This window comes from Arthrobacter sp. P4_H3 (assembly GCF_056400885.1).
The window spans coordinates 96,600-119,593 of record NZ_JBFUKK010000014.1; the positions used below are offsets into that span (position 1 = coordinate 96,600).

Genomic DNA, 22,994 nt, shown 5'->3' on the forward strand with positions numbered 1-22,994 from the left:
TCGTCACCAGCTAGCGTCGATGATCCTCGCCGGCCCCTGGCGACAGTCGCCGAGGAGCCTTGGGTGGGACTGTCTCAGGTCTAGGACATCCGTTAGGGGTGGCTTTGGAGATACCGGCCGCATCAATCGCCCGATGGAACGAGGCATCGTGGACGTGGCATCGTGGAACCCGAGGGCGGAGGACTCGTCGAGGGCCATCCGCAGGATGGCCTGCTGCTGGTCGGCCGGCAGTTTTGCGAATCGTCGTCGAGCCATCCGCTCAGCGGGCCGACGCGGGATCGGGGAACGGTGGGAGCTCGATGGCATCGTGGAAGCTCCTGCCCATCACGATGTCGGCGACCTTGGGCAGTCCCATCATTCGCATCACCATGTTCCTTGCGAAGAGCTGGAATCGATTCTTGGGCGCGAAAGCCAAACCCAAACCATCGGCGGCATCCTGCTTGGAGTGCAGCAACGGAGCGAGCCGCTCCTCGTAGCGTGCGAACGCAACACGATGGTCACCGGTCTGTGCGAGTTCTGCTGCCAGGGTGTAGGCCTCGACCATGGCCAGGGCCGAGCCCTGGCCGGCCAGAAATGAGGGGCACGCTGCCGCATCGCCCACCAGCGCAACGCGCCCCGTCGTCCAGGACGGCATCCGGATCTGGCTCACGGAGTCAAAGTAGAAGTTCTTTGCCTGAGCCATCAGGTCGAGCATGGCGGGCACCTCCCAGCCTTTGCCGCCGAGCTTGTCTCGCAGCAGACTCTCCTGCGCGGCCCGGCCGGTCGGCACGTCCCCATCATGTCGAAGGCTGAAGAGGAACAGTGTGGCATCGTCGCGAAGAGAAAGCCGGACTGCCTGAAAGCCGACGTCGGCGTACATCAACGCGACAAGTTCGTTTCGCTCCGGATACCGTTCGGATTCGAACGCCGCCACCACCATGCCCAGGTATTTCTCGAATCGATCATCCGGGCCGAAGGCAAGCCTCCGCACACGGGAATGAAGGCCGTCGGCACCGACCACCAGGTCGAAGTCCCGGGTTGCGCCGCTATCGAATGTGACCCGAACCCTGTTCCCGTCGTCCTCGAGTGCGCCGACAGTGTCACCAAGGATTAGCTCAACTGCGCCGCCTATTGCCTCGTAGATCACGGCCGAAAGGTCGGACCGGGGGAGACTCAGGTAACGCTTCGCCGACTCCATGATGACTTCGGGCTTGAACGAGGCAACCCGACGACCGTAGCGATTGACCGCCCTCGCTTCGGTCATGACATATCCACGTCGTCGCAGTTCAGGCACAATGCCCATCCTGTCCGCCACGTCGAAACCGGCACCCCAGAAATCGACGAGGTACCCGCCGCTCCGCAGTTCGGGTGCTTGCTCCACGATCGTTACCTCGTGACCCGACTTTTGAAGCCAGTACGCCAGAGTAGGACCGGCAATTCCTGCACCGACAATTAAGATCCTCACAGTGAGATCCTTCCCGCGCAGATTAGCCAACAGTCTAAACCGGCCGGGGAAAAACGTTCCGTAAGGACGGAGGTGGAGGGTCAAAGCTCCATCGACGAACTGCGGGATGACCTGTGCCTCACGGCCACCAGGCACGCGCCCTCAGGGGCGCCGGCCCGATACCGAACTTTTCCTTCCGGTTGTGGAATTCCTAGTGAGACGATTCCGGTATGAGCGAAAATAAAGGCCCGAGCCCACAGGAGCATCGCCACGACCATGACTGTTTCGCGGGCTCACTGACGACGGGACGGTGCCGAAGGGGCGTGGTGCAGCTCCCGTCGGCGAACAACAGGGGCCTTTGATCGGTAGTGCCCCGTGGAGGCCAGCCCTGACCTATCGACCGTGTGCAGGCGCGCTAAGCCGATCAGTCTGGCGCCGCTCGTACGCTGACTAAGGCTGATGCCCATGTGTTGGCCGGCGCCGGCGGAACAACATCAAAGTCCGCAGACCCCACTCGATCAGAGAGAGCTGGTGGTAGGCCTCGGCCTCGCCCGCTTGGCTCAGCTCGGTGCGCTGATGTTCTCCACGACCTGCGTGACGATCCGTTCGGCTTCTTCGGGGCTGTCGATGATCATGACCGGGATGGCCTCGCGTCCGGCTTCGAAGGCGGCGCGGGTGCGTCGCTGGCCCCATGAGCACGGGCACCGTGCCGTCGTCCTTGCGGACGTTGTTGTCCACGGCCAGGGTGGCCGGGTCGATCATTTCGAGCGTGTGTTGCGTTCATGGGGTTGCTCTTATGCCGCCCGGGATTCACGCCATCGGTTTCCACCCCAGGTTGCAATAGAACACCCGGCTTTCGGCTGCAATGAACCCGTCTGCCCGTGACCTGCACGGTCATGAGCTGCGGCCGTGGCACGGACCGTTAGCGGCGTTAAAGAAACGTCAAGATTATCGGCCGATTCGCCCAGTGAACCGCGAATGGATGTTCCATGTACTCAATTGCAGGCGGGCGCAGCGCGCGCCCTGGACCAGGGAAGGACCGGTGGATCTGACATGAGCGGCGACAGCGTAGGGGCGGCCCTGTTCTTCGTCGGCATGACCGTGTTGCTGATCTGGCTTGTGGTTTCCTTCATTCGATCGACCAAGTAGAAAGCGGTGCAGCTGCCGGTGGATCTATCTCGTTGGCCGGAAAGCCTGCCCGGGTGCAAAGCAAGCTACGAATCCTGCGGGAGCCCCCGGTTGTGCCGGGCAGGGCCGGGATGATCCCGCACGGCTACGCCGGCCGGGCCGGGGCCAGATTCGCCGCTCTTCCGGGATCCGTCGACGGCTACGGCGGTCGCGGCGTCGACGGTGAGGCCTACAGTTCACCCCGGGGCTACCTGTTTACGGACAGCTCGGATGAGTCCTGGTGGATCGTTTTCCAACCCGCGCCCGGCAAGGAATCCCGCCGCGCCGAGATCCGCGGGGATGTCCTGGCCTGCAGCGCCAGGCACGGCGAGGCGGTCCACGTCCGGGTGCTGGCCAAAGATGTCCTCCGCGAAGACGCGGATGCTGCTTTCCGGAACAGCAGGCCCTCCTCGTATGAAAACGCCGCAGGCGTTGCCGACGGGATCCCGAGGCGCACCGTATGACACCCCTGCGAACCGGCAGGCTTCATGGGTGCACGGCCGGCCGTTGCCGGATTCAGCCGGGGGCTCTTGGCCATGATCAGCCGAGGCGGATCCAAGGGCACCGGGTTTTGGTGCCAGTGGTTTTGGCGGTCGCTTTGATTTTCCCGTGGAACATTCTGAGGGTGAGCCGATGAGTACGTCAGGCCGGCTTCTGGGTTGGCTGCTCGGGCTTCCGCCGGTGCGTTCTCCATCCGTAGGGGTGCAGTGTGATCTGGCGATCCCTGCGCGGGACGGGGTCGTGCTGTTGGCGGACCGGTATTTCCCGGCGGCCGATGAGCGGGCGCCGGTGGTGTTGATCCGCACACCGTATGGGAGACGGTCAGCCAACATCCTCGTGTCGCGGCTAATCGCCGAGCGCGGCTACCAGGTCCTGATCCAGAGCCTGCACGGTACCGGCGGCTCCGGCGGGACCTTCAACGGATTCGTGATGAACCGCGACGACGGCCCGGCGACCATCGACTGGATGCGGGGCCAGGACTGGTTCCCCTGCGCGTTCGCAACCTGGGGCGCCAGCTACCTCGGGTACTCCCAGTGGGACCTGGCATCCCAACCGATACCCGAATGGAAAGCAGCAATCATCGACGTCGGCCCGTCAGACTTCTATCACACGTTCATGTACCCCGGAGGGGTCTTCGCACTTGGCAACGCCCTCGGATGGGCCCAACTGGTCAACAGCATGTTCAACCCGGACCAATCCATCAGGACCCAAACCATGTCCGCGCTCACCGCCAAAGGCCGTCTCGCGCGCGCCGCGAACCGGATGCCGGTCAGCGAAGCGGACAGGATCGCCACCGGTGAACGGATCGGATACTTCCAGGAATGGATCCGGCATGAGCGCTACGACGAATACTGGGCGGCAATGGATTACCGCCTCAACGCATCAAACATGCCTGCGATCGTGCATCTGGCCGGAGGGTGGTGGGACTTCTTCCTCCCCAACGTCCTTACCGACTACGCGGCGCTAAGCCGTACAAACCGATCTGTGCGCTTATTCATCAGCTCGGCTGCACACGGCCGGAACATGGCGCTCCGGGCCTACCAGCGCGACGCGTTCGCCACCCTTGACCGCGCGCTCGGGAAACAACACCGGCCCGAACCGAGCCTGCCGGTCAGGGTGCGGGTCACCGGCACCCGCGGCTGGACGGATCTGCCCGGTTGGCCCCCGGCGACCGGCCGTCCCACTCCGTGGTACCTGCAGCCCGCCGGAATGCTTGACACACGGCCGGCCCCGCCATCGCCCGCATCCCGTTACGTTTACGACCCGGCCAACCCGACGCCGACGGTTGGCGGCGCCGTGGTCGGTCTGGGAGCCGGCAGCAAAGACAACCGCAAACTTGAGGCCCGTCCGGACGTCCTGACCTACACCAGCAACCGGCTGGAGACCGATCTTGACGTCATCGGCCCCGTCACCGTGACACTGTTCATACGCTCCAGCCTTGGACACACAGACTTTCACGCCCGGCTCTGCGACGTGGATCCGCGCGGCCGGTCACTCAATCTCTGCGACGGGATCATCCGCCTGCACCCCGGAAACGCCCGACCGGACCTTGAGGGAGTCAGAACCGTCCACATCCAGCTCTGGCCGACAGCCCACCGCTTCCGCCGCGGCCACCGTATCCGGCTACAAGTTTCAAGCGGCGCCCACCCGCGCTTTAACCGCAACCCCGGGACAGGCCAGCCGCTGGCCGCTGCCATCGAGCTGCGTGTGGCCCATCAGGAAATTCTCCACGACCCCGAACACCCCTCAGCACTGAACCTCCGGGTTGTCCTTCACGAAGGCGGCGCCCCGTAATCTCAGGCGACAGGACTCCCATCGGGGCTTCCACTCCCTACGACAGGCAATTCTTTAAGAGGGCACCGCACTGTCCCCCTCCTAGTGCGGGAGCGGGCGCTTTAGCGGCCCCGGCCACCCGGGCACTCCTGCAGGAGCAGGCCATGTCCCTGTTCGTTCAAAGGTTTCGACGAAGCGACCGTGGCGCAGATCGCGGCGGCGGCCGCAGTCGTGAAGATGACCTTTTCCGGCATTTTCCGACGAAAGACGCCGTGGTCTTTTGATGACCCGTACGATCCGGTGATAACGGATCTCATTGCTGCCCCAGGAGCCGGGGCTGCCGGCGCTGGGGCGTGTCCGCCGGGGATGACTGTCAGTATCCGGCGGTTTCTTTTAGGCGGCATGAGGAACTCTCAGACGGATAGCCGGGACACGACGGCCCACCCCAGCCCGATCAGGCCGCCGACGAGCAGAATTGCGATCACTAGTATCTCGCGCCACGCGAGCAGCGGCGCATCCTGGATCGCGAAGGAAAGCATCTTGCGGACGGGCGCCGGCGAAGCCGGGGATCGTTCGGGCGCGAGCGGACGGTCGAAACGGTGGAAAAAGGTCTGGATCAGGAGCATGCCGACGATCAGGCCGGTGAGGAAGCTGATCGGTTCTGCCCCGACCACGAGCAGCAGAGCCACCGCGAGCACAAGGCTGAGCAGGCTTACCGTGTCATAGATGCTGATGGTGCGGCTGTCCTTGTCGTAGTACGACGAGATCCGGCGGATCCGGGCCGAGTACGGCACGAAGAGCCAGATGGTGAACTTCGCCAGGGCTTGAAGCGAGTAAAGCACTAGCAGGATCGTAAGCACGATCGTCGCGACCATGGCCATCAGGAGCCTCCAGCTTCCCGATCCGCCCAGGATACGATGATCTCGCGGTCGACGAGGCGGACCGTGCCGTCGATCGCAAGGATTCGGGAGACAGCCTCTTCGTGAGCGACTCTGACCTGGTCCGCAATGTCCCCACGGCCCCGTGAGGAAAGTCCGATCCTGCGCGCGGAAAAAGGGCCTCGAGCTCAAAGAAATTCAACAACAGTGCGAATCCCAAACGGGTCACCCCCGACTTTTTGCCCAGTAAATCCGATGACGGAAACGCCGGCTTCGTTGCAGCCGTCCGGCGTGCCACAAGCGTAGCGGCAGGGAGGCGTCCTGTGTTCATCGGCCAAATCAAACAACGCAAGGAGGGCCCGTGATGCCTTTGACGGGCATTCCCTCCGCCGAGCCACTGTCTTGAACGGCCGGGACCGCCAATAATCTGCAGTTCGCCGCTCCATCCAAACCTAGACGCGACTCGTGGCGGCCACGGTTCAACACGCAAGAGGGGCGTGAGAACAGACCACGTCCAGGACGTCACGGTGCTATAACTCACCTCATCTGCACCATCACGCACGGAGCACTGGACGCCTTGAACTTCGGCGGCTAGGAGCACTAAACACAATGCAGAGTGGGATACCCCGGACCTTGGCAATGCCCGCCCCGACAACCACGGCCTTCATATCCTGCCTCCAACGATCGGATCAGCCGGGCACGAAGGAACCCGGTCGGGGGTGCAGGAGTCCCGCCGACACCCGCTGGCTCATTCTTGACTCAATCCTCGCGGGCTGTCCAGCGCGCACGGTTCGGTTTCGCATTCTTGGATTCAGCTGGAGAATAGGGGGCTGAGGGCAGCAAGGATCCCTCGATGCTGAGTGCTGCTCGGCTGCGGAATGCCGGGGCAAGTAGTCTGAGCGGTGGAGCCGGCCGCGGCGCGTTCTATTCCTCGCCGATGTTGGCGTCTCTGAAGCGGCGTATCCCGACCCCCGGCACTTGTCAGCCGGGTTCGCCGCGCAGGGGAGCGGTGGCGAATTCACGCATGCCTTCTTCGAAGCCCACGGTTGGCTCCCAGCCCAGTTCGGTCTTGATCAGCTCCGAGGACGCGGTGATGTGACGTACGTCCCCCAGCCTGTACTCGCCGGTCACGATCGGGGCTGGCCCGGTGCTGAACTTACTCATCGCCGCAGCAACATCGCCGATGGTGCGCACCTCGGAGGCGCCGACGTTGTAAGCCCGGAATCCGGCACCGCCGTCCGCGGACAGAGCCTCGGCGGCGGCGATGTTCGCGGCGGCTACGTCCCTGACATGAATGAAGCTGCGGCGCTGGGCGCCGTCCTCGAAGACCCGGGGCGCCTCACCGCGGGCCAGGGCCGAGCGGAACAGCGAGGCGACACCGGCGTAGGGTGTGTCGCGGGGCATCCGCGGACCGTAAACGTTGTGGTACCTCAGGGCGATGGCAATGCCGCCGGTGCTGCGCGCCCACGCGGCGGCGAGATTCTCCTGGCTGACTTTTGAGGCTGCGTAGACATTGCGCGGATCCAGTCGGGCATCCTCGGTGACCATCGCCGGGGCCAGGATGTTGCCGGTGACGGGGTCCCGGGGGTCGAAAATTCCGGCCTTGAGGTCCTCCGGCGTGCGCGGACCGGGGCGGACCATGGATCCCGTATCCGGGTCCGTGTAGGCCCCTTCGCCGTAGACCACCATCGAGGACGCCAGCACCAGCCGGGTGACGGTGTGCTGCTCCATGGCAGCGAGCAGGACCGCTGTTGCGTAGTCGTTGTTCCGGATGTAGTCCGGTGCGTCCGCGAAGCTGACCCCCAGGCCCACCTTCGCGCTCTGATGGCAGACGGTGTCTATGCCCTTCAAAGCGCGCTCGACAGCGGCGGGGTCCGTGACGTCGCCGGTCATCATCTCCACCCGGGGATCGAACCGGGGCGGCCCGGGGTGGATTTTCGGATCCAGCGAGTCCAGCACCCGCACCTGCCAGCCCTGGTCCAGGAACGCTTCTACGATGTGGGACCCGATAAAACCGGCCCCGCCCGTCACCAGGACCTTCATGTGAGGCCCGCCGTGCCGCCGGGGACGGGCCGGGTCATGATGGCCTTCACCGCGGCGGGGCCCATCAGGTTGGGGCTGCGGTATTCTTCCCCGATGGCGGCGACGGCGGATTCGAGGACCGCGTGGATGTGCTGCTGGACATTCTTGAGCCGGGCGAAGACGGCGGCGGCCGTGACGGGTTCGGATCCGTCGTGGCCGGTGTCCGAGTCCGTGATGTAGGCCAGGTTGGCGAAACCCATGTTGAGTTCGGCGGCCAGGACGGGCTCCGGATACTGGGTCATGCTGATGATGTCGGCGCCGCCGGCCACATACCAGGCGGATTCGGCCTTGGTGGAAAATCGGGGCCCGTTGATGACCACCACGGTCCCGGACGGTACGAACGGCAGGCTCTTGGCCTCGAGTGCGTCCCGAAGCCGGGCACGGAGCCCGGGACAGAACGGTTCGGCCGCCGGGACGTGCTGCACCCCGGACGGCGTCGCACCCTCGGGCGCTACGCCGTCGTAGAACGTGTCCCCGCGCCCCCACGTCCGGTCGATCAGCTGGTCGGTGACGACGAACGTGTCCGGCCCGTACCCGGTCCGCAGCCCGCCGACAGCGGAGGAGGACAGCACAGCCTCCACACCAAGTCTCTTCAACGCCCACAGGTTGGCGCGGTAGTTGATTTTCTGCGGTGGAAGGGCGTGGCCGTCACCGTGGCGGGGCAGGAAGGCCACCGGCCGCCCGGCCAGCGTTGCCAGGGTGACCGGGGCCGACGTCGGCCCGTAGGGGGTTGCGATGTCCAGCACGGCGAGGACTTGCGCTCCAGGTATCCGGTAGGTGCCCGAGCCGCCGATGATGCCGATGCGGGGGCGGGGATGGCCGTGCGAGGTTGGTGTCATAGGGCCATGATGCCATTGGCCCGGAGCGGTCCCGGTCACCGTGTGTCCGAGCCACTCGCGGTGGCGGACTGCTCCGAACGCACCAGCTCCGTCGGGGCGCTGGCATCGATCAGGGCGCGCCGGCGCAGCCAGGCACCGGCCGCAATCACGAACGCGGCCGCCACCAGGATGGCCTGGTTCATCCAATTGCCTTCCGTTGCAGAGGCCGGGACCATGTAGATGACGTCGAGAGCGAGTATCACGGCGATGTATTCCCACCGTCGGCTCAGGACGATGAACGGCAGGAGCAGCAGGGCGTACCAGGGATAGTTGGGGCTGATGATCAGCAGGAACAGCCCGATCATCATCGTCTGCCGGTGCCAGATGTTGCCGGGGGTGGTGGTCCGTAAGGCATAGAGGGCGACGGCGGCCAGGACCCCTGCGCTGAGCAGCGGCGGCCACGGACCTGCCGACACGATCTGGGCCAGGCCGAACCGGATGCCGCCCGCCTGGCTGTAGCCCTCCTCCTTCAGGTACCCGGGCAGGAAGCCCAAAACACTGCTGCCGGCCGCCAGGATGTAGGGGACGTAGAGCAGCACGAAGGTGCCGACGGCGGCCGCGATGAAGGCTGCAGGCCGCTTAAACAACAGCGCCGGGGCGGCAACCACCGGAATGAGTTTGGTGGCCACCGCTGCCCCGAAGGCGACGCCGGAGCGGAGCGGTTTGCCGGTGGACAGCAGCATCCCGGCGGCGACCAGGAGGGCGCCACCCAGGACGTCGACGTGCGCGTTGTTCACGGCTTCGAGCTGCAGGAAGGGGCTCCAGGCCCAGACGGCGGCCAGGTGCGGCGGCAGCCCGGCCCGGGGGAGTGCCCTGAGCAGCAGCACGGTGACGGCTGTTCCGATCAACAGCCCGCCCAGCTGGAAGGGCAGGTAACCAACATTGTCCGGCACACCCACGCGTGCGGTGTAGAAGTAGATTTCTGCGGTCGGAGGGTAGATGGTGGGCACGTGCGGGCGGTTAATGGCCGTGCACAGCGGGTTCCCGGAAGGGAACCCCGAGGCAGGCACGGCGTCGGTGCCGAACAGATCGCCGGCGCAGACCGTCTGCCCGTCGGGCCCGGTGGCTCCAGGGCGGAAGAGCCAGTCCGGCCGGAGGCCAGAAAGCGTCTCATCAACTGGAACGTACGCGTAGGGGGATAGTCCGGCCTTCTGCACAATGCCGTCCCACGCATACCGGGCGGAGTCGTTGCTCGTCCGGGGCGGGGCGCTCATGGCGGCGAGCCCCAGCAGCACTGACCCCGCGAGGATCACCGTGGCCGCCTGCTTCCGTGGCACCCGGCGCAGAGCGGGCACGGCGAATAGCAGCAGCACCCACGCCAGGCAGGTTCCCACGGCCGGGGCCGAGGCGAAGGGATTGGCGGGCCATACCATCCACCACAGCAATATGGCGGACGTGATCAGAAGCAGGGCCGCCTGCACCAGGGCCCACGGGCGCTGTGGAGCGGCGGGTGCCGGTTTGGCTGTATCGGAGTCCACACTCCTGATCCTGCCCCATCCCCGGAGGTTGCGGTGCCGGCACAGCAAGGCTTCCGCATTTCGTAAGGTCTGAAGCGCCCGCCGGCCAGGGAACAGTGGTGTGATCAAAGCATGCAGAAGCTTACTGATGCATTGGCGGCCAGGTTTGCCTCGCCCACGCGCAGCACCCGCCTCACCGTGATCCTGGGCCGGTGGCTGGCACTGAGCTTCACGGTTTGTTTCCTGACCGGTCTGTTCAGCCACGGGCTGCAGGAACCGCCGTCGTGGATGTTTTTCCTGACCCGCCCGGTGTGGATCTACCAGCTGACCCAGGGGGTCCACGTAACGACCGGGCTGGCGTCCATTCCCTTGCTGCTGGCGAAACTCTGGTCCGTTTACCCCGAGCTGCTCAAGTGGCCGCCGGTCGCATCGGTGGGCCAGGCGCTCGAGCGCGGCTCGATTGCCCTCTTCATCGGATCGTCCCTGATTGAGCTCACCACCGGACTGATCAACACCTACAAGTGGTACCCGTGGCCCTTCCCCTTCCGCGAAACCCATTACTGGCTGTCCTGGGTTATCTGGGGTTCGCTGCTGCTTCACATTGCCGTGAAGCTGCCGCTAACTACCGCGCACTGGCGGGCACGTCCGGCCCGGGAAACGGAGGGGTCCGACGACGGCGGCGGGTCCCGTTCCGCCGCCCCTGCCCCTGGGCGCTGGTCACGCCGGTCGTTTCTGGCCGCCGTCGGGGCGACCGCGGGGGCGTTGGTTTTGACCACGGCAGGGCAGTCGTGGTCCTGGCTGGATCCGCTGAACCTGTGCGCGCCGCGGCGGATGGGAACGGGACCCCAATCGGTGCCGGTCAACCGGACAGCTGCCCAGGCAGGGGTGGAGGAAGCCGCACGTGCCAAGGACTGGGCGCTGGCGGTCAGCTACGGTGGAACCAGCCGGGCCTTCAGCCTGGCGGAGTTGAAGGCCTTGCCCCAGTTCGAGCACGAGCTCCCCATCGCGTGTGTTGAGGGCTGGAGCCAGCTGGCCCGCTGGCGGGGCGTCCGGATGCGGGACCTGGTGGGCGCTGTGGGCGGCCCGTACGATGCCGCAGTGCGGGTGACCAGCCTGGAGCCCGAGGGTGCGTACAGGATCATGACCATGCCTGCCGACTACGTCCGTGATGACCAAACACTGGTGGCTTTGGAGCTCAACGGCGACGTCCTTGACCTGGACCACGGCTTCCCGGCGAGGATCATCGCGCCGGGGCGCCCGGGCGTCCTACAAACCAAGTGGCTCAAGACCGTGGAGGTACTGTGAAACCGGAAGCAAAGTTCACGCCAATGCGATCAGCCAGGATAGGCCTCGGCGCCCTGGGCGCCGGCATCGCCGCCTACGGCATCCTGGGCCTGCCAACCCAGCTGGGGGTGGCCCAGTTGGTGGGGCTCCTAACGTGGATGGCCATTGCCATCCTGCTCCATGACGGCGTCGTTGTTCCGCTGTCCACCCTCGCCGGTGCGGGCCTGACCCGCTTTGGGTCCAGGCTCCGTCCGGTCTCCGCCGCCGTGTTGCGCGGCGCCCTGATGACCGGTGCCGTCGTCTCGCTAGTTGCCGGAGTCCTGCTCAAGGCACAGTCCGAGGCCCGGAACACCAGTGTCCTGGAAGCCGACTACGCGGCCAACCTTGCGTGGTTTTGGGCCGTTCTCGCCCTCCTGGCCGCCATAGTGATTTACAGTGCTGAACGGGCGGGCCCCGGAAGCGGGGACAAACGGCAGAATACCCGGCCCTGAAGGTGTTGGGACTGGGTCACTGTCCACCCGGCAGCCCGCGTCCGCGATTCCAGTCCGGACAGTCCGATCCTGGCCCACGGGAACGGGTCGCTGCAGTTTCCGTCGCCGTCTTCCAGAACCGCCACGTAGGCCGTGTCAACGTCGTCCTCCTGCTCGAGTTCCACCAGCAGCGTTCCGGAATCGGCGATCAGCTGCCGGCACCGGCGCAGCAGCACCGGGATGTTTCCGCCGATGCCAATGTTCCCGTCCAGCAGGAGGATTGACTGCCACCGGCCGGGGTGCGGAACCGCAGCGAAAACGGACTGGTGCAGGGCGCGGGCTCCCCGCGCCAATGCCCGGCTGACTGCTTCGCGGCTCGTGTCGACGCCGATGGCCGCCAGGCCCGCTGCCCGGGCCGCGGACAGCATCCGGCCGGGGCCGCAGCCGATGTCCAGGAGCGGCCCGTTCACATTCTGCAGCAGCTGCCGTTCCAGCGGGCTGGCCTCGGCACACCAGCTGAGGACGTCGTAGGTCACCTCGCAGCCGGCAGCGGCGCTGCCGGGCATATCGGCGTCGGGACTGCCTGCGTCGTGCGGGCGCAACGTTAGCCGGCCGCGGCCCGTCCGGAGTGCCCGCGCGTACGGTTCAGTTAGGCCCTGCCCGAAGACGTCCGCGGGCGCGCTGGCCGGGCCCGTCACCGTGATGCTCCGGCAGGTCGCTGCTCTGAATACTCGGGCTCCTGCGTGAGGGCTGCCGTCACTGAGGCGGCAAAGTCCGTCCGGGGAATGACGGCGGCGATCTCAACGGCGTCTGCGAAATAGTCCATGTCCCGCAGCACCGGCAGCAGGCCTGTGGACAGTCCCTCTCCGGCCAGGCGGGCCAGCTGCTCGGCACCGGTGGTGTCCCTGGACATGCGGACGCCGCGGATAAGAGAGCCCTTGGGGTTGCGCAGGGCCAGCGCCCAGAAGCCGCCGTCGGATGCCGGACCCAGCCAGGCATCGTGTGTGCTGCCCGCGGATGCCCAGTCGGTGAAAAGCGGTGCCAGGTGGCTGGCTGATACCTGCGGCGTGTCCATGCCGATGATCAGTAACGGACCGGAGACGTTGTCGCAGATGGCGGCCAGGCGCTCATCCAGCGAACCGCCCGCCTGGGGGAGCAGCCTGAATCCTGCGGCATCGCGGGCGAGCGGGGTCCCCTCCATGACGAGGATCCGGTCCGAGACCGGCCAGTGCCGCACAGTCTCCAACGTCCGCGACAGGCTCAGCTGGGCGATGCCGGACGCCTGTGCAGGCGTCAGCGGGGGAGACATCCGTGTCTTGACCCGTCCGGGCAGGCACTCCTTGGCGATGACCACCACCGTCAGTCCCATAATGTTCCTCATGTCTGTTGTTCCCCATCGACGTTGCCGCGGACCGGTTCACCGGGACCGGGGACGGGAGCGACCCGGAGCTCAGCGGCCGCCCACTGCAACTGCGCTGACATGTCATGGATGGCGGTCAGCGTTCCCCTGACAGTCCCGGTGACCTTGGATTTGCCGGTCCGCGGAGCGTAGGCCACAGGCATTTCGCTGATTTTCCAGCCGGACAGGCTCGCCTTGAGGAACATTTCCAACGGGTATCCGCTGCGCCGGTCCCGGAGATCCAATGCCAGCAGTCCTGAACGCCGGGCCACGCGCATCGGCCCAAGATCAGTGAGGGTTTGGCCCGTCAGGCGGCGCAGTCGCCGGGCCAGCACAATGTTGGCGATGCGGGCATGCAGCGGCCAGGATCCGCGCTGGGGACGGCGGCTGCCCAGCACGAGGTCCGCTTTCCCTGCAATGACCGGGGCCAGCAGCGCAGGCAGTTCGGCCGGGTCCAGGGATCCGTCGCAATCACAAAAGGCCACAAAGTCTGCCGTGGCGGCGAGTAGGCCAGCATGCGCAGCCGCTCCGAAGCCGCGGCGTTCCTCGCGGACCACCACGGCCCCAAGATCCCGGGCGAGCTCGGCGGAACCGTCGGTAGAGCCGTTGTCCACCACGATGGCCCGGTACGATTCCGGCATCCGGGACAACACCCAGGGGATGGCGCCCCGTTCGTTCAGGCACGGCAGGACAACATCCACGGCGGCGGTCAGTTCATTCACCCTTCCAAGCTACGTATTACCGTCGGCAAGAACACCGGAATTTCCTTACGATATACGGACAGGCGAAGGAGCCATTGCGCCCTGCCGGACCACACGACCATGTCCCCCGAATGATCGCGGTATCGTGGCTCGAATCATCCGATATTCCATGCCGACATTGGCACGACAAGGACCAACCGGGAGAGCTGACTGCAATTCGCGCATCCTCCATCCGGGCACAGTGCGGATTGCCGGGTCATCAGCCTGATGGTGGAGGACGGCAGGATCGCACGGATCTTCGCCATGCGGAACCCGGACAAGCTCGGCCACTTGGAGGAGGAGACCCGGCTGGCACGTTAGCTGCTCAGACCCTCCAGGGCGACCCGGTGCCAGGCGTAACCCGCTCCAGGGCATTATGGTGGCTTGGACGCTGCGGTACCGACTTGATGTGGAGGCCCAGGAACTCGAGGTGGCTTCGGAAGTGACTTGGCCATGGGCAACGGGAAGCGGACCCATGCTCCAGAATAGTCTCGAAGAGCGGACCCAGCGGGTGTGAGGACCGGCCAATTCAGTACAAGCACATCGCGGGACGATACCTTGAACCACGTACGGCTGGGACTAGGCAAGCAAGGGAGATTCTGCCTAAGAAGTACCCACCTCTTAACTCATCATTAACTGGCACGAAAATCTGCAATTTTATATGGGTTCAAAACAGGGCAATTTCGCGTATTTCTGCAGCTCAAGGCCATTTTTACTACCCATCTCAGGCTAATTGTTTGTGGCCACCAATGTTCAATTTGAGGTATTCGATGCGCCGATGAGACTTCAATCGGCCGCGTACTTCTGCTGACCGGTTGGCAAAACGCGGGGCAGTAGGGCCTTGGCAGCAGAACCGGCTCTCTTTGCAGAGCTCCATGCAAAGGGCGCACTCTCTGACGAGGGATTCAGCGCCGCCAAGCTCCGCACCCTTGGAGACTGATATCCAGCGGTTGTTTCGTCAGCCTAGTAGCGACTTCAGGGGTCGACTTCGGCCAAGAATTTGCCTATCGTGCCACGCAGCGAGGGAAAAAGAAGGCCCACCGATGGGGGACCGGCAGGCCTTCAGCACGCCACGCTACAGCCGCCGTGCAGTGAACATCGACTAGACGAAGGGGCAGGGAACGCCAGATGAATCCCCTGGCCCCACCGTTCAATTGTCAGTGATGGACTGCAGCTGCCACTTCTCCGACAACGGGTCGCGTCGCAACTCGAAGGTCCGCAGCGCCGAGGTGGAGGATCCGAGCCGGATTATCTGCCCTCTAGCGGCGTTTGAGCAGGTGGGCCCAGGATTTCAAGGCAAGGCACGTTGGTTGCGTCCCGGTCTGTCTCATTTCTTAGAGCCTGTTCCTAAACCTTGTTGGTTTCGTCTTCGGACTGGGCTGGACCCCCGGCATGGGCCCGACGCCGGAAGCACCATCCGCGGCATCAATTGGCTTGGCCATCGACGCAGGGGAAGGGATGAGCTATGTTGCCATCATGAGCGAAGAATCGCCTTCCCGCCCTGCCGACAGCCGTGCCTCTGCCGACTCTGGCCGCGGCTGGGGTGAACAGTTTGGTATCACCTCGCTGCTCAACACGATGGTCCGTAAATACCTGATACCGCACGAAACCAACACCTTCTGGTACGCGCTCGGCGGCGTTCTCGGCATTTCTCTTGCGCTGGAACTGGTCACGGGGGCCATCCTGCTGTTCGCGTACACGCCTGACGCGGCCACCGCGTATCAGACGACCAAGTCGCTGCTGGAAAGTGGTTGGTGGGCGCCCATCCTAAACTTCCACTTCTACAACAGCTACCTGATTTTCGGACTGGTGATGATCCACATGATGCGCGTCTTCATCAGCGCTGCCTATCGTGGTGCGAAAAAGGGTCTCTGGACCATCGGGGTTGCGCTGGCGGGGGTCGTCTTCGCACTCAGTGTCACGGGCGAGACCCTGCACTGGGATGAGCGTGGATTCGCAGTTCCGTGGCATGTCGGGGAGTTCTTCGAAGCCATCGGATTGGCCAGCGTATTTGACTATAACCACAAGAGCCTGCTGGATGTCGCCTTTGCCACCCCCAAGCTGATCCAGCTGTATGCGCTCCACATCTTGATCTTGCCGGCGCTGCTCTTGATGCTCGTCGTTCTCCACTACTACCTCATCAAGAAGAAGGGGATCTCCCTGCCTTTCTGGCACAAGATCAGCGGTCGGAAGGATCCCTTCAGCAGCCATATGAAGGCTTGGGCAATGTACGGTGTCCCAATTATCGGCGCCGTCGTGGTGTTGGCGTTCGTCTGGAACCGTGATCCTGGACCCGCACCCCAGAACCTTCCGATCTCCCCTTACTACGGCGCTGAGCACGGACCGGGTGGCCTGGGAGTGACCTCAACATTTCCGATCAGCTGGACGCACGGGATGAACCGGTTTGTCAGCATCTTCTTCAACATGGAGCCGGACATCTGGGGCACCGTGATAGCCATGGCGGTCATGACGCTGGCGCTTCTCCTCATTCCGCTCGTTGACCGTCCACGCACCGAGCCGCGAAGCTGGAAAGCGGCGTTCGATCTACGGACCCGTGGCTGGGCCTTTCTGCTGATCGCCGTATTCTGGGCAACCATGATCACCGGGATCATCGTCAACCAGGTGACACCGGTCGGATGATCAGACCAGTGCTTTGGGACAGAGGCAGCAAGTCCAGGCTGCGCCATGTTCGCAATTGACCTCCACCTCGCACTCGCCTATCTGAGCGTGGTAGCAATGGCTTTGGTCACCCTCGAGGGAGGCATCCGCGCCGTTCGAGCAAGAGCGCCCGGCAAATGGGCCGCACGGGGAGTGAATGCCATGTTGCTCCTGATTGGAGTCACAGCCGCGGCAGGACAGGCGCTCCTCGTCACAGGTAGCCAGCCCCATCAGTGGCTGCACCTGATGTATGCGTTTCTCGCGTTCGGCACCGTGGTAACTGCGGACACCATCGCCAGCAAATGGAGCATCCGAAACCGCGCCCTAACCACGTGCGCCAGCGGGATGCTCGGATCGGTCATTCTTCTTCGACTGTTTGCAACAGGCTGACTGACATCAGAGTAATGCTGTCGATAACCGGCGTCCTTCAGATCGGCACCCCTGCTGGGCGGTTCTTGGACATGTTCGCCTATGCCCCTTCCCCCCAAGATCATGAATGCTTCCCTCAGCCTGGAATGTCTGCTGCGAAGTCCAGCCCCGTCGCGCACATCTAGGTCCGCCTATTGACGATGTCGAGGCAACTAGCACCGCTTCGTGTGCGTTTGGGTTCGGCATCGCCATTGCCAAGGCCGCTGCGTCTCGTGCGACGATTCACGGCGGCTGGATCGTGGCAGCGACGAGACGTACGGCGCCGGTGCTGTGGGCTCGGATGTCCCGGGGTGGGGAAGACGGAGCCATTTGAGCGGCAGAGCATTGACCGCCGTCAGGAAGCTTGAACCCCGACATGCACAGATTTCGGGCTTAGGACGAGCACGGCGAAGGAGAAAACACTCGTGGCGATAGGAAGGGGGACGGTGTTGTAACCGACGGACCGGCCCAGGTTCTGCCGCATTCGGCTGATCAATTGGAGTCCCGCTGTGCTACTCCAGTCCCGCGCGGGTGACGTCGTCCAAGGATGTGCGCCACATCATGGGAGCGGTGACGCTGAAGCGCCTGCCTGTTACCGACTGGGGAACGACCCGGAACAGATGGTCTTGTCCAACTCCCTGCCAAGGAAAAAGTGCGCGACGGATTTCGTCCTTGGCTGGCCCGGTGGGCGTTGTCTCCTCGGCCCGGCCCTTGACCACAACACTCCAGGCCAAGCCGAATTCGGCGCTCACAGCATCCGCCTCCACGGCAACGACGGCGTCGGCTTCAATCGCCTGCTGCTTGGTTCCGCTGCCGGTGCGGAAGACGAGTGTCTGGTTGTCCACTGTGAAGTTCACCGGGAAGACGTCGGGATGGCCGTCGACGATGACCGCGAGCCGTCCCACGGTCGTTTCACCAAGTAGCCTCCAACAATCGTCCGGATCGAGAATCTCTGCCTCAGGCACTATGTTCTTGTCGGTCATGTAGCAATCCTACGGTGGGGTTGCTCGCCACAAACAGGGCCCAAAGACAGCGCTCCTAAGAAGACCCCTCCCAGCATGAGTCCACTCAGGCACTCACACTGATGTGGGCCGAAAGTCACTCTTTCCGGCACTCGGGCCGATACACACTCCTCCGGGAGTAGGCAAGACGATGCACGATCGGTGGGGCGGAGAACTTCGCCCGATCGCGACGCCGCCGCGCCGCGGTGACCATTTCGAGTCTGTCCACTCGGACTCCCGAGCGACAGCATTTCGGGAGACAATTGGCGGCGCACTTGTTGACGGCGGCCTCCGCCGGACACGGGTAATCGTGACCGAACTCGAGCCCGCGTTCCACGAGTGGACCAACCATGCGCCCGATTCCTCGTCCGTCAGTCGGAGCTGGTTGGTCGAGCGAGAACGATGCGACCTGGGCATATGCCGACCCACCTCGTCCTTGAACGTTCGTCAATGAAGCTCCTCTCAGATGGTCTCTCGCAAGGTCGCTATCGTCCTCCGGTCAAGCTCGGCCCGATCGACTTGATCGCCGTGCCAGGGGCCCATTGAAGGCCGAGAACCGCGCCTGAACAGGGGAAACAGGGGCCTGAACCAACCCACCTCACGTTCTAACATTCACTGGCAAGAAAATCTCAAAATTTATATGGGTCAAAATCGGCCAATTTCGTGCATTTCTGCAGTTCAAAGCCATTTCCACTACCCCTCTCCCGCAAATAGTTTGTGACCCATAATGTTCACTTTTGAGGTACTCGATGCGCCGATGAGACTTCAACCGGCCGCGAACTTGAATTGACCAGCATCGGGCCGCCTGCCCTTGAGAGTCGATCCTTGGGGGAGAGGAGCCCATCGTTGGCGCAGCATGCTGTTCCACGAACTGCAGCTTGCTCAGTGCAGCAACACACCCAGCTCATGCTCAAAGGTTTCCACGAAAAGTCGTGTGGCGGACTCCAGTCGTTGCCGGCGTCACGTTGAGCAGGGCAGCTAGCCACGCCAGCTACCGGAATGATCCTCCTCCCTGCAATGGAGCTCGTCCTTCCAGCTGGCGATTTCCGGAGCAGTTGACATTGGTCCTGACCATCCATTGGCTGCTCTAGGTGGCCCGGCCGGTTCAAGGTAACGGGCGCAAGCGCCGATGTCCTGGGCCTTGATTAGCTCTTATCAACACACCTTGACTTTCCGACTGGTGAGGTCTATTGCTGGGCATGTCCACGGGCAACCCACACCAGCAAAGGAGCAAAAGATGGACGCCGCACCGTACGGAATCGTGCACTTCTTCCCAAGGGGCACAAAGGAACAATATGAGGCCTCGATTGCCGCCGTTCACCCAGGAGAGGGCCTCCTGCCGGAGGGCCAGACGTTCCACGCCGCTGGTCCTTCAGACGGTGGTTGGACGATTATGGCCATCCATGAGTCGAAGGCTAGCTGGGAGAAATTCCGCGACGACATTCTGATGCCCCGCATGCAGGCGGGCATCGATGGCGGGTTCACCTCACCCCCGGAAGAGACCGTCGTGGATCTGTACAAGGTCATGCCCTGACCACTCGGGAGACCGGCCTGCCGGGAGCCCGGCGTGGCTGGTGCTTCCCGGGAAGGCCGGTCCGTTGCTTGGGAAGGGGATGGTGAACCCAAGCCATCCCATCATTGCTCGTAATGGTGTGACGGTCAGGGAAGTCAGCCGTCTGGAATTTCCCCGCAACCGGATCTTGGCGCTGCGAAACGGTCGGCGGCAATGGCCGCCGAATCTCCCTCCACGGTTTTCCGCCGCTGATCCGCGCAGTTGCCGTCAGCCCCCAGCCGACCCATCGCCGTTAGCCAACCGGATAGCGTCAAGGTATCCCCCGGCGGCGACCGCGGACACCAGCATTTCCAGCCGGTTTGCCGCGGGTTCGTGGCTTTCCGCTTTTGGCTTTGGGTTCAGAAGATAAGCCGCGCTATCCGGAATACATTGTGTTGGGCTTTGCGCCGTCCTTTGATGCTGGTGAAACAGACGTCACCACTTTTCGCGGGGGTCGGGACTTGGAGGAGCTGGAGCGACTCGAATGCAGGGTCTCCCGGCTTCGCAGTACAAATGAGGACGCTTTGCCCGGAGTCGTCCGGCAGTGACAGCCCTTCGAAATGGAGCTCCAATGGCCCGATCTCCGGATGGTGCATCTGCCTGAGCCTGGGACATACTGTTTTGCCACAAGGCGGCAAACCCTTCGCTTTTCATTGTCACCTCACCAATCAGTCACGCCATCTCCGGGTCGTCGCTGGTGCGGCCGGCGACAAGCCGGAGCGAGGCGACGGCGGGTGACTTCCTCGGGCCAGCGCGGGTAGAGCTCCAGTGTGGGGTAGTCGAGGAAGAGCACCCGCGTCATGTTCGGTCTCGCGGATGAGGTGCCCAAGGCGTCGAAGTCCAGATGTCCGGCGACGAGGCGGCGTGCCCATGCCGGTCCCAGGCCAGCACTTCGCTGCGGCGCCCGAGGACGACAGCAGGGTACCGGTCAGTGAGGTGATCAGACGTTGTGTACCTGGCCGGACCTGTCCGGTTTGGCAAGCGTGCGGCGTTTGGTCTTGCCCGGCCGGGCGAGCCGGAAAGGACTAACGGCTACCCGGAGCGATGGGTGGTGCTGTTGATGACGGTGCGTGGCTTTTCAGGTGATGACCGGGCTGGTTAGGATATTTCCCTCCAGACGGTATGCAGAATCCGTCCCCATTGTCCGCGCGACCAGAGCCAGCCAACTGTCTCCTGCAGCAGGGCACCGTGTCCGGGCTCCGGGAGGACCAGGTGCAAGGCTTGAACCTGTATGTGCTGTTGCGGAACAAACCGGCACCTGAGTTCCGCTGATCTTCATTCCCAACGAGGGGAGAGATGGAGTAGCGCGCCATGACAGGTCAATTCGAAGTTTTCACCGCCCCTGAAGGCGGATACAGTTTCAGACTGGTAGATTCCTCCGGCCACACGTGGGCGACGTCGGGACTCTACCCGACGAAACAGGCCGTTTCCGCGGCCATAGTCCTTGTCCGGTAGATCGCCGGCACTGGCCTGATCAGTGACCGGACCAAAGGCCATGATGGCGCACCGGTCCAGTCCGGGATCCGGCCCGCGCAGTCCACAACGGCAGCGCAAATTTCCCTTCACTGGCGGGCCAGTCCCGTCTCCGGAACCGTCGTCGCGCCCTAGCGAACACCTGACGCCAAGTTGCTGACGGTGAGGTCTCAGCGGCAGACCTGTCGGCTGCTGTGCAATATCACTGTCTACTGTCGCCAGTACCTGCCAGGATCGTGTGGGGGAGCGGACGGTCTCCAGCCGGGTAGCTACGGAGTGCGCAACAGTGCCGTCATATCTATTTTCTGTCCCTGCGCGACCGACGGGTTCGCCGGTTTCGGGGTTATCGTCCGCTGCCGGCACCGGGACGGCAGCCCCCTTTGGATGGAAGCCTCAGGCAACGCCCGTCTCGGCACTGGCGGCACACCCGCCGGGTTTGAGGGGACCGGCCGGCTCCTGACATCCCCGACCGCTGAGGAGGCCGCCACCACGCGCAGCAGGGCACGCATCCAGGGAATCATCAGCGGGCAGCGGCTGCTGACGACTTCCAGCCGATTCAGGACCTGGCTACCGGGCGCGTTATCGGTGCTGAAGCACTGTCGCGGTTCGTCAGCGACGACGGCGTTAGCGCGGACTACTGGTTCGGGGAGGCCTCCGTCGTCGGGCTGGGGAACGAGCTGGAGTTTGCCGCCTTGGCGACCGCAATTAGGCCGCGGAAGCACTGCCCCCGTCCCTGTATGTAGCCCTGAACGTCTCTCCGGACACCTGCCTGGACCCGCGCCTGCCACAGGTCCTGGAGGGCTCGCATTTATCCCTGGACCGGATCATCCTGGAACTGACCGAACGCCTGCCCGTTGAAGAATACGGTCCACTGGCAGCGGTTTTGGCGCCCCTGCGCCTGCGCGGCCTTCGCATCGCCGTGGACGACGCAGGATCCGGTTTCGCGTCCATGCGCCATATCCTGCATCTGCGGCCGGACATCATCAAACTGGACCGGAGCCTCATCGCCGGAATCCGTGACCACACCGGCCAGTACGCCCTGGGCGCTGCCGTGGTCGAATTCGCCAAACAGATCAGCGCCACATTCGTGGCCGAAGGCATCGAAACATCCGCCGAACTCTTCGCCGTCACCGGACTCGGAATGGCCGCGGGCCAGGGTTACCTCCTCGGCAGACCCTCCATCCAGCCCAGGGACTGGGCAACCTGGGTGCACGAAAACAGGTCTGCCGGCCCGGGTCATGTGCCTTGGCCTAGTGGCGATGGATAGTGCCTGTCGAGGAAACGACAACGTGTCTTCCCGTGACCTCGACCTCGTCTTCCCTGCGCCCAGGACAGACGGTTCGTCGGCCGCCTATCGACGCTGTCTGCCGTCCCGCGATTGCGGCACGGTCAAGGAAGCCACAGGCTTTCCGCAAGATCCGCCGGCGACCGGCCAATTCACCTAACCGGGAAGTAGCGTTGAGGCATGTCCATCTCAGTCCCTCGCGTCGACAGCGCGAAACGTGCCCCAGAGAACGTATTCTCCAGCGCCCCCGCGGCCCCGGCCCTGAGGGGCGGGGCCGCGGAATTGCCGTTGCTGGATCCGGTTGTCCTCCGGGAACTGGAGGATCAGCTGGGCGGCCCGGACATCGCAGTCGGTTTTGCCCGGGATTACGCCACTCTGTGGGGCCAGCGGCAGGGTCACCTCGTTGCCGCAGTTGAGCGTCAGGACCGCGAGCGGGCACTTGATGCGGTGATCAGCCTGAAAGTCTCCTCGGCCATGGTGGGAGGACTGCGAATGGCACTGCTCGCGGAGGCGGTCGAGGCTTTCATCCGCAGCGGTGACTTTCCGGGCGGACGGGCGCTGGAGA

Annotated in this window: 19 protein-coding genes and 1 pseudogene; 9 read left to right on the top strand and 11 right to left on the bottom strand. The window is 64.1% G+C overall.

The window, feature by feature from the left end:
- Positions 1-259: 259 nt before the first annotated feature.
- Together AC1DRE_RS17865 and AC1DRE_RS17870 are read right to left on the bottom strand one after the other, a co-directional pair.
- Complete coding sequence (locus tag AC1DRE_RS17865; RefSeq protein ID WP_476985854.1) at positions 260-1,444, bottom strand: FAD-binding domain; 1,185 nt, start codon at positions 1,442-1,444, stop codon at positions 260-262.
- Positions 1,445-1,939: 495 nt separating this feature from the next.
- Positions 1,940-2,207, bottom strand: a pseudogene (locus AC1DRE_RS17870) (ParB N-terminal domain-containing protein); the annotation flags it as partial.
- 418 nt (positions 2,208-2,625) lie between these two features.
- Here AC1DRE_RS17870 and AC1DRE_RS17875 point away from each other — a divergent pair.
- Together AC1DRE_RS17875 and AC1DRE_RS17880 are read left to right on the top strand one after the other, a co-directional pair.
- Entirely contained in the window at positions 2,626-3,054 is a 429-nt protein-coding gene (locus tag AC1DRE_RS17875) for a hypothetical protein (RefSeq protein WP_476985855.1), read from the top strand.
- A 169-nt stretch (positions 3,055-3,223) separates the two neighbouring features.
- Positions 3,224-4,885 (top strand): CocE/NonD family hydrolase, encoded by a 1,662-nt coding sequence (locus AC1DRE_RS17880; RefSeq protein ID WP_476985856.1) that lies wholly within the window; start codon positions 3,224-3,226, stop codon positions 4,883-4,885.
- A 392-nt stretch (positions 4,886-5,277) separates the two neighbouring features.
- On the opposite strand, the gene AC1DRE_RS17885 is transcribed toward AC1DRE_RS17880, so the two are convergent.
- The 4 genes from AC1DRE_RS17885 to AC1DRE_RS17900 all read right to left on the bottom strand — a co-directional run bounded on the left by AC1DRE_RS17885 (position 5,278) and on the right by AC1DRE_RS17900 (position 10,180).
- The gene (locus tag AC1DRE_RS17885; RefSeq protein ID WP_476985857.1) at positions 5,278-5,745 is read right to left on the bottom strand and encodes a hypothetical protein; all 468 of its coding nucleotides are present in this window, start codon (positions 5,743-5,745) and stop codon (positions 5,278-5,280) included.
- 978 nt (positions 5,746-6,723) lie between these two features.
- The gene (locus tag AC1DRE_RS17890; RefSeq protein ID WP_476985858.1) at positions 6,724-7,785 is read right to left on the bottom strand and encodes an NAD-dependent epimerase/dehydratase family protein; all 1,062 of its coding nucleotides are present in this window, start codon (positions 7,783-7,785) and stop codon (positions 6,724-6,726) included.
- Positions 7,782-8,663 carry an MTAP family purine nucleoside phosphorylase gene (locus AC1DRE_RS17895; protein ID WP_476985859.1) on the bottom strand — a complete coding sequence of 294 codons (882 nt, stop codon included), beginning with the start codon at positions 8,661-8,663 and terminating at the stop codon, positions 7,782-7,784. Before AC1DRE_RS17895 ends, AC1DRE_RS17890 begins: the two co-directional genes overlap by 4 nt.
- 35 nt (positions 8,664-8,698) lie before the next feature.
- Positions 8,699-10,180, bottom strand: a complete 1,482-nt coding sequence (locus AC1DRE_RS17900) for a glycosyltransferase 87 family protein (protein WP_476985860.1) — start codon at positions 10,178-10,180, stop codon at positions 8,699-8,701.
- 111 nt (positions 10,181-10,291) lie between these two features.
- Between AC1DRE_RS17900 and AC1DRE_RS17905 the strand changes: the two genes are divergently transcribed.
- Together AC1DRE_RS17905 and AC1DRE_RS17910 are read left to right on the top strand one after the other, a co-directional pair.
- Positions 10,292-11,464 carry a molybdopterin-dependent oxidoreductase gene (locus tag AC1DRE_RS17905; RefSeq protein ID WP_476985861.1) on the top strand — a complete coding sequence of 391 codons (1,173 nt, stop codon included), beginning with the start codon at positions 10,292-10,294 and terminating at the stop codon, positions 11,462-11,464.
- The gene (locus AC1DRE_RS17910; protein ID WP_476985862.1) at positions 11,461-11,934 is read left to right on the top strand and encodes a hypothetical protein; all 474 of its coding nucleotides are present in this window, start codon (positions 11,461-11,463) and stop codon (positions 11,932-11,934) included. The genes AC1DRE_RS17905 and AC1DRE_RS17910 overlap by 4 nt, the downstream gene beginning before the upstream one ends.
- On the opposite strand, the gene AC1DRE_RS17915 is transcribed toward AC1DRE_RS17910, so the two are convergent.
- The 3 genes from AC1DRE_RS17915 to AC1DRE_RS17925 are packed head-to-tail and all read right to left on the bottom strand — an operon-like array spanning position 11,874 to position 14,034.
- Positions 11,874-12,611, bottom strand: a complete 738-nt coding sequence (locus AC1DRE_RS17915; protein WP_476985863.1) for a methyltransferase domain-containing protein — start codon at positions 12,609-12,611, stop codon at positions 11,874-11,876. The two genes, AC1DRE_RS17910 and AC1DRE_RS17915, sit on opposite strands and share 61 nt — an antisense overlap.
- Positions 12,608-13,294: a TIGR04282 family arsenosugar biosynthesis glycosyltransferase gene (locus tag AC1DRE_RS17920; protein WP_476985864.1), complete on the bottom strand. Its 687-nt coding sequence runs from the start codon at positions 13,292-13,294 to the stop codon at positions 12,608-12,610. Before AC1DRE_RS17920 ends, AC1DRE_RS17915 begins: the two co-directional genes overlap by 4 nt.
- A complete protein-coding gene (locus AC1DRE_RS17925; protein ID WP_476985865.1) occupies positions 13,291-14,034 on the bottom strand; it encodes a glycosyltransferase family 2 protein in 744 nt (247 codons plus the stop codon). Before AC1DRE_RS17925 ends, AC1DRE_RS17920 begins: the two co-directional genes overlap by 4 nt.
- A 1,494-nt stretch (positions 14,035-15,528) precedes the next feature.
- Here AC1DRE_RS17925 and AC1DRE_RS17930 point away from each other — a divergent pair.
- Complete coding sequence (locus AC1DRE_RS17930; protein ID WP_476985866.1) at positions 15,529-16,692, top strand: cytochrome b N-terminal domain-containing protein; 1,164 nt, start codon at positions 15,529-15,531, stop codon at positions 16,690-16,692.
- Between the two features lie 45 nt (positions 16,693-16,737).
- Positions 16,738-17,100 (top strand): hypothetical protein, encoded by a 363-nt coding sequence (locus AC1DRE_RS17935; RefSeq protein ID WP_476985867.1) that lies wholly within the window; start codon positions 16,738-16,740, stop codon positions 17,098-17,100.
- A gap of 530 nt (positions 17,101-17,630) precedes the next feature.
- Here AC1DRE_RS17935 and AC1DRE_RS17940 read toward each other — a convergent pair.
- Positions 17,631-18,101: a pyridoxamine 5'-phosphate oxidase family protein gene (locus tag AC1DRE_RS17940; RefSeq protein ID WP_476985868.1), complete on the bottom strand. Its 471-nt coding sequence runs from the start codon at positions 18,099-18,101 to the stop codon at positions 17,631-17,633.
- A gap of 1,255 nt (positions 18,102-19,356) precedes the next feature.
- Here AC1DRE_RS17940 and AC1DRE_RS17945 point away from each other — a divergent pair.
- Positions 19,357-19,653, top strand: a complete 297-nt coding sequence (locus AC1DRE_RS17945) for a hypothetical protein (RefSeq protein ID WP_476985869.1) — start codon at positions 19,357-19,359, stop codon at positions 19,651-19,653.
- A gap of 377 nt (positions 19,654-20,030) precedes the next feature.
- On the opposite strand, the gene AC1DRE_RS17950 is transcribed toward AC1DRE_RS17945, so the two are convergent.
- A complete protein-coding gene (locus AC1DRE_RS17950) occupies positions 20,031-20,267 on the bottom strand; it encodes an MmyB family transcriptional regulator (RefSeq protein ID WP_476985870.1) in 237 nt (78 codons plus the stop codon).
- Between the two features lie 1,670 nt (positions 20,268-21,937).
- Here AC1DRE_RS17950 and AC1DRE_RS17955 point away from each other — a divergent pair.
- Together AC1DRE_RS17955 and AC1DRE_RS17960 are read left to right on the top strand one after the other, a co-directional pair.
- Positions 21,938-22,411: an EAL domain-containing protein gene (locus tag AC1DRE_RS17955; RefSeq protein ID WP_476985876.1), complete on the top strand. Its 474-nt coding sequence runs from the start codon at positions 21,938-21,940 to the stop codon at positions 22,409-22,411.
- 198 nt (positions 22,412-22,609) lie between these two features.
- The coding region (locus AC1DRE_RS17960; protein WP_476985871.1) for an Hpt domain-containing protein at positions 22,610-22,994 on the top strand (385 nt) is incomplete at its 3' end.